The organism is Candidatus Trichorickettsia mobilis (genome assembly GCF_034366785.1).
GTDB lineage: Bacteria > Pseudomonadota > Alphaproteobacteria > Rickettsiales > Rickettsiaceae > Trichorickettsia > Trichorickettsia mobilis_A.
The window spans coordinates 223,486-236,042 of record NZ_CP112932.1 but is presented as its reverse complement, the minus strand read 5'-3'; the positions used below and the strand labels follow the sequence as shown (position 1 = coordinate 236,042).

Here is a 12,557-nt window from a genome sequence, read left to right as displayed (position 1 = left end):
TTTCTAAACTTATTATTCTGGAATGTCACCAGCTATAGTTTCTATTATATCAGTTATAGTTACAATGCCAACAAAATTACCGGCTGCATTTGTAACAAAAGCGATAGAAGTTTTTGCTTTTTTTAAAGCGTTCAGCATATCTAACACTGGGGTATTTTCTTTGACAGTAAGCGCTGATTGCTTAAGGACTGATGATATTGATATTTCATTATTACTAATTAAAGTATTTAGAATAGTTTTTTTGTCTATAATACCAATTGGTTCAATGGAAGTATCCTGGACAACTATAATCTTTGAGAAAGGAGAATCAAGTAGTTTTGCCTTAATAGTGTTAATATCAGCTTGTATACTTATAGTATATAATTTATCGCATGTGGTCATAATGGATTTTGTCGGAAGCTCAGCAAGACTTAAGATTCCGCCAATCATGTTACGTTCATCAGCGTTAAAGGTAACAGCTTCGGTTTTGACTCCGGCAATTGCTATAAGATCCTCATTATTTAGATTTATTTTTCCTCCCAGCAAACGATGTATTACTGCAGCTGTTTTTGCTCTTAAGCGAGCTTTGGTCAGTGTCTTTCTGCGTTTAGACATGGAACACTGATTAAATAATTCAATAAACACCGAGAAAGCAATAGCAGCATAGACATATCCTTTTGGTACATGATACCCTAATCCTTCAGTTACTAAGCTAAATCCTATCATTAGTAAAAATCCTAAACATAATATAATCAGAGTAGGATGTCGATTGATAAAATTTGTCAGTGGAGTACTAGCAATAAGCATCAAGATTACCGAAATTACTACTGAAGCAATCATTACTGATAGTTCACTAACCATACCAACTGCAGTAATAACTGAATCTATAGAAAACACTGCGTCAATAACAATAATTTGAACTACAATATTCCAGAAACTTGCAGATCCACTAATCTTAGAATCTTCATTATGGTAGCCTTCTAGTCGCTCATGCAATTCCATGGTAGCTTTAAATAATAAAAATACCCCACCAGTTAGTAGAATTAAATCTCGTCCTGACAAGGCTTTCTCCAGGATATGGATATATGGGTCAGTAAGAGTAGCTATCCAGGAAACACCAGTCAGCATAATAATGCGTAGGATAAGTGCAAACCCGAGTCCTATTACTCTTGCTGATTTTTGTTGTTTTTGAGGCAACTTATTCGCTAGGATAGCAATGAAGATCAGATTATCAATACCTAGAATGATTTCTAAAATAATTAACGTAAATAATCCTGCCAACATAGTGGGAGTTGTTATCCATTCCATAATATAGTTTCTAATTTAAAAATATTGTTTTTTGAACATATTGGTTAAACTTTGTCAATTTTATCCTAGCTATTACATTTGGCCAAAATTTTATCAAGAGTTGGTTGTTTAATTATTTATTTATGGTGGATATGAGTCGCTATTCATTTCATATAACCTTGAGATTGTACGTTTAAAATCTTCAGCTCGTCGACCTTCTGGATATATTTTCCCTGGTGTATCTTGTAAAGTAATAAATAATAATACTTTGTAAAAATAAGCGTTATCAATAAAATTGATGAATCTGGTAATAAGATCGTTATTATTAGCAGAAATTGGGATAACGTTTTTAAGTACTACTACTTTAAATCGCTGACAAATATTGACATAATCAGCATAACCATATGCTTGCATACATAATTCCTGAAAATTGGTTACTAAAATATTTTGATAAGCATGCTGAAATGTTATTGGACGCCCAAATACTTCAAGTGTAATTGAGGTTAAGCTATTATTATGTGTAAGAGCGGTAATAATATGTTGAATTTTATCCTGTGTATCTTGAGTTAAGGGATATAAAACACGATCACCTGCAGTAATGAATTTATCTAACCGGTAATCATGATGGTTATCAAGATGCAATATCTCAAATTGATATTGTAGATAATCAATAAAAGGTAAAAAAGAATCTCGTTGTAAACCATCTTTATATAATTCTTCTGGCTTAGTATTGCTGGTGATAAAAATGAAGACATTACGTTTATTCAATTCAACAAATAATTTACCAATAATCATCGCATCGGTAATGTCTTTGATTTCAAATTCATCTAAACATAATATCTGCCATTCTCTGGCATAGTTGGCGGCCAAGTCAGCGATAATTTTGCTGGTTGTTGTTCCTTGCAAATTATGAAGATTTTTATGGATAGATAACATAAAATCTTGATAATGGAGCATTGTTTTGGTTAGTTTAAGGTTATTATAAAATGCTTGCATTAACATGGTTTTACCACGCCCAACTCCACCATATAAATATATTCCGCTCTTAGTATATTTTTTTGGTTTAAAGAATTGTGGTATCCACGTGGATTGCTGAGTTAAAGAGTTTGTAATTGCTTCTATTTTGTCAATAAGAGTTAATTGAACTGTGTCTAAATCAAAATCTGGTGGTAAGAAATCTTGGATACTCATACTGATTAACGTCCTGAAGTGGTAGTATTTTGTGCCATAATGTCATCATCTATATGTAGAGATTCAGTAAGTTTAACTAGATCCCAGCTTTAGCACGGGATGACATTGGGGTATCGGAATGATATTGGACGCTAAGAGCTTGGATTTGTTCTGGTAAGTTAAGATAAGTGGCAATTGCTATTAATAAATGCCAGTATAGTTTACGGTCAATTTGATTTGATAATTCTTCATATATGGCATTAGCTGGCATATTAGCAAATTTTATATAAATCTCTGCTATGGCAAAAGAGGGCTCGGCTGTAAATGCCGATTTTAGAATTGAAAGTCGATTTGTTGTTTTAGATAAGCTTGCATTTATTGTAAAATATAGGTCTAGTGCTTCTAAATATGTAGGATATAGTTCAAGCGCGGATTCTAAGCAATGAATGGCTTCTTTATCTTCGCCAAGTTCTAAATAATATTTGGCGGTTGTTAAATAATGTTTAGCAATTTTATTAGCGAGTGTTGTTAATCTTATAGGATTAACTCTGCTAAATTTAGCAACTGTAACTACAAATTTATTCCATAAACCAAGATTAGCATAACAATCAATTAAGATCTCTAATATATCACTATCAACCTCAACTAAATTAAACGCTAGAGTAGCGTATTTTTCTGCTTGTTCAAATAATTCACGTTGATGAAAAATCTGAGCGAGTCTCTTCAATGAAAAGTAATTATATTTTTTTGATGAAGTTAACTGTTTAAAATACTGTATTTGCTTTTCAAAATCTTTTTCAGTTTCAGCATTAATAATGTCATATAATTCTTGATATTCCGGTTTTATTTTAGCCGGTAATTTTTTAATGATTAGCAAGCTACTTTGTTTATCTCCGAGCATCAGATAAGTCATAGCCTGCATTAGTATAGCCACTGTCTTTTGTGCATTATTTTTATCTAGCTGTTTATTAATTAAGTATGGTATTTCAAAGAATAACGAAATTATTTTTAAGATTATTATTATTAGGCATACTGTAATTGCTATTAGTCCTAGACTAACAAAAATTGTAGTTTCAATAATATAATCGTCATAAGCGGTAATAAGAATACGAGAATCTAGTTGTTCAAGTAATATAAAAGATAAATATAATAAAAATAATATGGTACAAAATCCTAGAAGTCTTATCATATGTTTATTTACCTTTATTCATTAAAATATTTTGTGACTCTTCTGAATAAATAAAATTAATAAATATCTCCAGGTTAGAAATTATTTTTGTTTTAAGGGCTTCTTTATTTTTAAGCTTGTCGCTTTTTTTGGTAATTTTAATTACTCGTTCTACTAAATTTGGTTTAACTGGAAAGATTTTTTCATAGTTAGTGTTGTTATCGACAAATAAATAATTTTTGTCGTATTCGGTAAAGTCTTCGATAATGGCTTTGATTTCTGGTGGAAATTCTTGCATGTTAAGTTGATTTAATTGTTTTAGATAAGATTTGTCTTGTAAAAAATTTATTACCAAGTACTGAGCATCAGCTAAGTGGCGTCTGTAATTACTAAGCTCTTTTGAATGAGATATATTTATTGCTGAGTCCAGTATTGGGTTTGAATTCAGCTCAGGAGTAGGGGCAGCAGCTGCATATCCTGGAATATTATCGATTATTGATGAAATTATTGACTTTGGTTCACTGGCAACTGTCGGAGACTGTTCAATTTCTGCGGTGATATCTTGTGTTGGTGTTATATTCCTATCCTCGCCTATATGCAAAATACTTCTAACTTGTGTAAGAAAACCACTCTTTTCTGGTATTTCACTATTAGACTTGAATTTTAAAAAAGAGGTGCTTTTACCCAAACCTAAAGTGATTTGCTGATAATTATAGAAAGCAAATAATGCAATAATGATTATTGATAATAATATAAGCCAAAGATAATATTTAGTTTTTATCATAATTAATTAATAAATTGATCATTTGCTGGTGCTCTGCTTGTTCTACATACACAACGTTGCTGAAGTATATATTCACAATATTAGCTACTTTAGCACTAATAGTAATTACTATCGTATTTTTTAATGTATTTATCAAATTATATTTAGTTAATAGTTTAATTAGGGTTTTTGCACAGTTTTGAGAGTAGAGTAGTATATAATCAATCCCTGCCATTATCTCAGTAAAATCTTGAGCTTCTAATGTCTCTTTATAGGTAACTTCATAAATTACTTGTCTTGTAATTGCACTTGGTAACAAGCTAGTGATTTCGTTAGCAGATAGATAAACAGCTTCATTATATATAGTTTCAGGTAAATTATTAATTAAATCTCTAACATCATTGGCGATATATTGAGTCTTGATAAAAGCTATTGATTTTAAAATGGTTGCAGATGTGTGACCGACAACCCATAATTCAATATTTTTTCTATAATTGGCTGATAAATTATTTAATGCAGAATATATTAGTTTAGCCGCATATTTGCTGGTAATAATTATATTGGAATAATGGTCAAAAATAGCAACATAATCAACCGGCAAATTTTTATATGTAATTAAAGGACATGAAACACAGTTGAAACCATATGGCTTAAGTTGTTCTTTTAGTTTATGATTCTCATCTACACTTCTTGTTAATAAGACTCTTGATTTATATGGAGAAGTAGACATATGGTAAATTAAATAGCATTGAATAGTTGTAAAATGGAGCTGTAAAAGAAAAAATGGTTAATATTAATCGTCATTGTAACAAAATTCGTCAATTGCGAGTGTAACGAAGCAATCCAGAAAAAATGATAGCTAATAACTAGATTGCCACGACCTCTCTGGCGAGGTCTCGCAATGACGTGTCTACTTAGGCTTTTACCGAGATTTGTGCTATAACATGTTTTTTGTCTAAGTATAAGGATTTTTAGTTTTAGTAAAAACAAAACGAATAGGTATCCCAGGAAGTGAACAATATTCACGCAAGTCATTAATTAGATATTTTTTATAACTATCAGTAATTTGTTCAGGATTATTAGCAAATATTTTAAAAGTAGGGGGTCTAGTTTTGATCTGGGTCATATATTTTAATCTGAGACGTCTGTTACCTATTAATGGCAACTGGTGTTTCTCAGTCGCTTGATTTAACCATACATTAAGTTTACCAGTAGAAATTTTGCTATTCCAAAGCTTATATATTTTTATACATTCAGTTAATAATAAATCAATATTCTGTTTATTAAGAGCAGAAATAAATACTGTCGGCACTCCTTTTGCTTGAGGTAAACTCTGTTCTAATTGATAATGTAATTCTTCTTTAAAAAGTACCTTATCTTTAATGAGATCCCATTTATTTACTGCAATTATCAGTCCTCTGCCTTGATCTATTACATATGATGCAATTTTTAAATCCTGTTGTTCAAGAGGATTTCTAGCGTCGAGCATTAATATAACTGTGTTAGCAAAGTTAATACTGGTTATAGCATCGCTAGCCGATAGTTTTTCTAAGTTATTTTTGATCACAGCACGTTTTCTTAAGCCAGCTGTATCAATTAGTTTGAGTTTGGTGTCTTGATAGTGCCAATCAATGGCTATGGACTCTCTGGTAATACCGGCTTCACTACCGGTAAGCATGCGTTCCTGTCCTATAATTGCATTAATAAGAGTTGATTTACCTGCGTTTGGTCTGCCACTTATTACGATTTGTAAGGTATCAGATTTTAGAGGATCTTCTATAGCTGTTTCTAAGTAGTTTTTTTTTGGTTCCTTTGTTTCTTGAATAGTAATATGGTGTTGGATAGCGTCATATAAATCCATCATGCCGATAGCATGTTCGGCAGAGATTGCGACTAGAGTACTAAAACCTAAAGTATAATATTCTGGATCAATATTAGATTGCTTCTCACATTTATTTATTATTAATATAGAATTATCGGTATATTTTCTAACAAAATTTATAAAAAATTGATCAATGGGAGTAATTTGCTCTCTACCACTCAACATTAAGCAAGTAATATCTGCTTCCTGAAGGGCAGCAATAGTTTGCTGCATCATGCGGTGTTCAAGCTTGCCATCTTCAGATTCTTCTAAGCCTGGTGTGTCGATTACCGTAAATTCAAAAGGACCAATACGAGCCTCAGCATATTTACGGTCACGAGTTACTCCCGGTTGGTTATGTACTATTGCTTTATTATTGATGCTTAAACGGTTGAATAAGGTAGATTTCCCAACATTTGGTCTGCCAACTAAAGCAATAATTTTTTTCTTCATTGTTTATTCCTCAGAATATTACTAATTTAAATAAGTGATCAGTTTAGGTATTGCGAATGAATTACCAGTTTATATAATAAAATTGTATAAACTATAGTTATTTAATAAATATTAAACCTTTTCTATGCTATAACAAAAATTGTCATACTAACACGTTTCACAAGGAGAGCTAAATATATGCATAAGTATGTTTCCGATAACTTTAATTATTTGTATTATATGGTTGAAGCATCAAGAATGCAAATGTCTCCAATGCGACTCGGTGCGATGTCGTCATTACAATGGTTTGAGAATAGCCATAATCCCATATATAATACTGAATTTGCTAGAACTACCAGAGCGTGTCTAGAAATTGTGGAGCGTATGACTAGAAAATATCAGAAGCCTGATTTTGATATTACCGAATGTAAAGTAACTGATGAACTTTACAAAGTTGAGAAACAAACAATATTAGGTAAAGCTTTTTGCAATCTTCAACATTTTGTTAAGCTTGGTTTAAAACAGCCACAGCCAAAATTATTAATTATTGCACCTATGGCTGGACATCATGCGACTTTGTTACGTGGCACAGTGCAAGATACATTACCATACTGTGATGTCTTTATTACCGATTGGATTGATGCTAGTCAAGTACCTTTAAGTCTTGGTAGTTTTGATATGGATGATTTTATTGATTACATCATAGATTTTATGAAAATTCTTGGCCCCGATTTACATGTAATGGCAGTATGTCAGCCAACGGTTCCGCTACTTGCTGCTACTGCGATTATGTCTGCAGAACAGGATCCATTAGTTCCAAAATCGATGATTCTAATGGGTGGACCCATTGATGCCAGAAAAAACCCAACCCAAGTCAATGTATTTGCTACTGGCAGAAGTATCGAGTGGTTTGAAAATATGGTAATTACTATTGTTCCACCCAATTATCCAGGATATATGCGTCATGTTTATCCAGGATTTTTACAGTTAGCGGGATTTATGAGTCTTAACTTACAACGTCACGTGGATTCTCATTTTGATATGTTTAAGAACTTATTAATTGAAGAGGATGATAAAGCTGATGTGCAAAAGAAATTTTATGATGAATATTTATCAGTAATGGATCTGCCGGCAGAATTTTATTTACAGACTATAAAAGAAGTATTTCAGGAATTTTCTTTAGCTAAGGGTGAGCTAGTTTCTAGAGGTCGTAAGGTAGATCTAAAATCTATCACTACTTGTTCTTTACTTGGAATTGAAGGTGAAAAGGATGATATTGCTGCAGTCGGACAAACTAAAGCGGCGCTTAATTTATGCACCAATATACCACAAGATATGAAAAAATATCATCTGCAAAAAGGAGTCGGTCATTATGGAGTATTTAGCGGTAGTAAATTTAGGCAATTTATAGTACCAGAAATTAGAGACTTCATCTATACTCGGTGAAAATTGGAGAATTGCGTCGTCTCCTTAAAGATCTGCGGTGCTCACGTACTATTTGACTGCTTGCGCTCCTCGACTTTGATACTCCTAGCACTTCTCCAATTTTGACCTTCGTCTAGTTAGAGCCTCTTATATCTACTGATCTGACAGGCTCTTAGTCCTCATATATATACTGCGAGTAAATGAAAAGTTGTCATGACTCCTTGTCATTTATGAGTAGTATACTCGTTTTCCTTAAAAAATTGGTGTCGTTGCTGCGCACAGATCAATCCGAAACAAACTTCTATGTGCCTGCGGTTAGCAGCCTTGCAGTGCCGAAGGAGTCTTCAAGTAAAACTTCATCTACCAACTTTTCATTTACTCGCAATTTATATGTGAATATATAATAGTTCTTGTTGCTTTTAATAATTCATATTATTATATAATTATATAGTAATATTAAGAAATTATATAGTAATATTAAGGCTAATAATATGAAAGAGACCATATATGATGAACTTGTATACAAAATAAGCAATGTATATAGAATAAGCAATATGACAGAGCTGTCCCAGTTGATGGTCATGCTGCGTGGTGTTTATTCCACCAAGAGAGAGGTAAGAAAAGCAATAATAGAAAAATTACATGTGGACAAATTACATTTAGATTTACAGTATGATGATAATAGCTCGGGAATTTCGGAAAAGTTATGTGATCTATTGCGGACTCTCAAGATAGAAGAGTTATCTTTATCACCGCAACAACTATCGTCGCGGGAGATAAAGCTTTTAATCGCTAACTTACCTAAAACAATTAAGAGTCTAAATTTTGTCGATCATCAACATACTAATGAAGAGATAAAAGAATTAATTAGCATTCTACGTGCTAAAACGCTTCCGGAACTTACTAGTCTGCGGTTAGATGATATCAATGAAATTGATATAAATAGGCAAAAGAAGTTGTTAAAAGCAATAGCAGCTGGTGAGCTTCAAGAATTTAGTGATAAAACTGATCAAATATATAGATTAGCTATTTCACATGCCGCAAAAAATCCTAATACTGCACAAAATCTTAGAGCCGCGATTCGTTTCAAGACTGACGATCAGTGTAATCAAACATATGCTAGCATTTTAAAAAAAATAGCTGATTTTGATATAGCTGATTTTGATGAGGTGCCAAGGGATAAAGTTCTTGAAGACATTTGTAATGGTTTAATCGAGCATGGATATTTTGCATCATTAGCTGTATTTCTTTCAGCTAATGAAAAAACTTCGAGCACTACACTTGATTCTACTAGCCTTTTGGGATCAAGGATACGCTCTTTTCACCTATCAGAGCAAAATCAGCAAACAACGCAAATTGCGAAGATATGCTATAAGTTAATTGAGTTAAAAAAATATGGAGTATTAATAAATTTTATTAAACACAAAAAAATACTAGATGCAGCTGATATAAAGAATAAAATAGTAGAAGCAAGCATCAGTCTTGAAGCATTATGTGCTGCATTTGAGGATAACGGGGAAGTACTTTATAAGACGTTGTCGACTTATGTGGAGCAAGTAATGGATTTTAATACTCCATTGCCAGATTTAGGTAATAATACATTATTACAACATATATTTGGATATGTTAATAATAAAGATCAATTATTAACAGTAATGCAATACTTAAAAGCTTATGAAAATATCGACTGGAATCAAAAATTACCTTGCACTAACGGTAACAATATTCTTGAGATAGTATCATATCATAATAATATCCTGCAGGAGGATATTATTACTACATTGCAATTTATTGCTCGAGAGTATGGAATAAAGCTTCATCTAAATAGCTTTAATTTGTTGCGTGCAGTAACAGTAAATTCAAGTAGTGATTTAGGTACTGGTATTATTGAAGTCATCAAGGATATTGAAGATGTAGGACATGTAGTTAATGATGGATTAATGGCTGCTGTCTGTGCTTACAAGCACAAGCTTTCTTTATACAAAGTATCAAAGTTGCTTGATTTTAATCCTGTTAAAGCACTTCCTAGCAAAATATTCGAGCTTGATGATATATTATGCATAGCTCAAATTGTGGTAACAGGTAATACTACATTAAAGTATAATAAAAAAGGTTATTATGAGAACGTTGACGAAATAGAAGAGAATTTTCAGAAATTAGCAAAACTGGGTTTTAACCAATGGCAAGATGATTTCGGTGAAGGTAAACGATTTTTAGATATTATACTGGAACATTGTACAAGTAGCGCTCAGCTAGTATTAGTACTATCAGCTCTCAGTAAATTGCAAAATACTATTGACCAGTTAGATTTTAATCAAAAGACTTTGGATCGGATATTAACGATATCATATGTGGAAGCTAAAGCATTTGGAGAACAACTTAGAGAGACCGCTAAAATGGTTCCTTTTCAACCTGTGCACAAAGATCCTTGTGTGTCACTAGCTAAGATAATAGAGGTATTATCCCGATTTGATAATATAAATTGGGATAAATTTGGCTATAAGTTATTCAATGATGAGTTGTTACAGGTGCATCACCTGAGCTTTATAGAATTGATGTATTCATTAGAGGATAATAAAGTAGACATGTTCAGAGTTGCAAAAAATGACGGCTCTTTAATCGGCAGCTTATTATCACAGATAAAAACTATCGAAGAATTAACAGAATTAATGTCTGTATTAAAAGAACATAAGGTTTATCCTCATAAGTTAGAAGTGGAGGTGTGTAAAGTAGCAGATGATGGCAGCACTTTAATCGGTAGGTTATTATCACAGGTAAAGACTATTAACAAATTTAAAGAATTAATACGTGTATTAACAGAATTTAATGTTGACCTTTGTACTTTAGGAATAGAGGTATACAAAATAGCAGAAGACGGCAGCACTTTAATCGGCAGGTTATTATCACAGATAAAAACTACTGAAGAATTAATAAAATTAGTGTCTATATTAACAGAATTTAATGTTGACCTTTATAATTTAGAAATAGAGATATACAAAATAGCAGAAGACGGCAGCACTTTAATCGGCAGGTTATTATCACAGGTAAAAACTACTGAAGAATTAATAGAATTAATGTCTGTATTAACAGAGCGATTTAAGATTGACCTTAACCATAAAATTGGGATTAATGAAGATCATATCATAAGCTTAATACCACTACCACTTAGAGAATTAGTGCCGATACTACATAACTTTGAAATAACAATAAAAGATGATGATTGGTTATCTACTAATAAAGATGGCGTATCTTTATTAGCAAAGATACTGCAAAACAAAGTTAATATGAACAAAAACTACAATTATTTACTAGAATTATTACCGGTAGAGACTTTGATGCAGCCGTTAGATAAAGACCAAAATACTTTGCCGTTTATTCTAGTTAAATGTGGTATTAGGAGTATGGTAGGAGAATTATTTAAATTTGTACATGAGCAGGACATACGCCATCTAATATGGCATATTAACTATAAAAATCGGCTAGGGGAAACGGTTATGGACCTAGTGGCGGAGGAATATACTAGTGAGTTACCGAGACTCGATCATAATACGGTTCTATTACATAGTCGTACTATTGCGCTGATTAAAGCTTTACGTACTTTTGGTTCGGATGAGCCAAGAAATATTATTTCAACTGGAGAAGTTAATAAATTAGATCTCGCTGAACATGGCTTTGAATCACCAGCTAATAAGGTCAATACGTATCTCATATTACAGTTATTATACCAGAAATGTCCTTTCTCTGTAGATAAAGATCAAGCTGAGGCTGAGATAGATGAACAAATAAAATATTTTAAAGATAAATATTTGTGCACAGATAAAGAGTTTCGCACTTGGATAAATAGGTTATGGGATACAACCAAAATATTATATCTGAGAGATATAATAGAGAAATTATCAGAGATGAGGGATGTGAGCCAATTCATAGCTGTGCATTGGGACTTCAAAAAAGTACTAGCTGCAATAATATACGTGCTTCGCCATAGCAATAGTGAGGAGGATGGTGCCACTTGTTTGGCTATTTGTTTACGTGAATTATATTTGTGTTCTTTTGGGAAATTAGTTAATCTGCTTTCTGTAGTACAAAATCTACTTATTGAAGAAAAACAATTCAACTATGAACATCAAGAATTTTCAAGCTTTTTACCTGTTTTAGATAAAATGATTGAGGAAATAAAATCCAGGCTTGGAGATCAAGCGCCATCAGCATTAACCGAATGGTTTTTAGATATATCTCGAGGTCATTTTCCTGAGAATTGGACAAGATATACTTTAAAAATCCAAGGGATAATTAATGAAGTGTTTGCTGCAACAGGAGATTACTTTGATAGTAGTAATTTCTTGGGATTAAGAAATTACATTATAAGACCATTAATTGAAAAGCTAATAAATACAGAGAAAGTGAAGATTGAAGATCAGCTAGATATTATACAGCAATGGCATGATGTATTAAAAGAAGGCATAACCTAGAAA

Annotated in this window: 8 protein-coding genes; 2 read left to right on the top strand and 6 right to left on the bottom strand. The window is 32.2% G+C overall.

Annotation, left to right across the window (positions count from 1 at the left end; genetic code table 11):
• Nucleotides 1-12: 12 nt before the first annotated feature.
• From Trichorick_RS01070 to der, 6 genes are all read right to left on the bottom strand, one after another.
• Nucleotides 13-1,287: a TerC family protein gene (locus Trichorick_RS01070; protein WP_323738426.1), complete on the bottom strand. Its 1,275-nt coding sequence runs from the start codon at nucleotides 1,285-1,287 to the stop codon at nucleotides 13-15.
• Between the two features lie 120 nt (nucleotides 1,288-1,407).
• Nucleotides 1,408-2,457 (bottom strand): cell division protein ZapE, encoded by a 1,050-nt coding sequence (gene zapE / locus Trichorick_RS01065; protein ID WP_323738425.1) that lies wholly within the window; start codon nucleotides 2,455-2,457, stop codon nucleotides 1,408-1,410.
• Nucleotides 2,458-2,533: 76 nt separating this feature from the next.
• Entirely contained in the window at nucleotides 2,534-3,625 is a 1,092-nt protein-coding gene (locus Trichorick_RS01060; protein WP_323738424.1) for a tetratricopeptide repeat protein, read from the bottom strand.
• Between the two features lie 4 nt (nucleotides 3,626-3,629).
• Complete coding sequence (locus tag Trichorick_RS01055) at nucleotides 3,630-4,388, bottom strand: hypothetical protein (protein WP_323738423.1); 759 nt, start codon at nucleotides 4,386-4,388, stop codon at nucleotides 3,630-3,632.
• Nucleotides 4,375-5,097, bottom strand: a complete 723-nt coding sequence (locus Trichorick_RS01050; RefSeq protein ID WP_323738422.1) for a uroporphyrinogen-III synthase — start codon at nucleotides 5,095-5,097, stop codon at nucleotides 4,375-4,377. The genes Trichorick_RS01055 and Trichorick_RS01050 overlap by 14 nt, the downstream gene beginning before the upstream one ends.
• A 225-nt stretch (nucleotides 5,098-5,322) precedes the next feature.
• Nucleotides 5,323-6,681, bottom strand: coding sequence for a ribosome biogenesis GTPase Der (der, locus tag Trichorick_RS01045; RefSeq protein WP_323738421.1), 1,359 nt, complete (start codon nucleotides 6,679-6,681; stop codon nucleotides 5,323-5,325).
• A 177-nt stretch (nucleotides 6,682-6,858) separates the two neighbouring features.
• Between der and Trichorick_RS01040 the strand changes: the two genes are divergently transcribed.
• Complete coding sequence (locus Trichorick_RS01040) at nucleotides 6,859-8,106, top strand: polyhydroxyalkanoate depolymerase (protein WP_323738420.1); 1,248 nt, start codon at nucleotides 6,859-6,861, stop codon at nucleotides 8,104-8,106.
• A gap of 533 nt (nucleotides 8,107-8,639) precedes the next feature.
• Nucleotides 8,640-12,554, top strand: coding sequence for a hypothetical protein (locus Trichorick_RS01035; protein ID WP_323738419.1), 3,915 nt, complete (start codon nucleotides 8,640-8,642; stop codon nucleotides 12,552-12,554).
• Nucleotides 12,555-12,557: the final 3 nt, after the last annotated feature.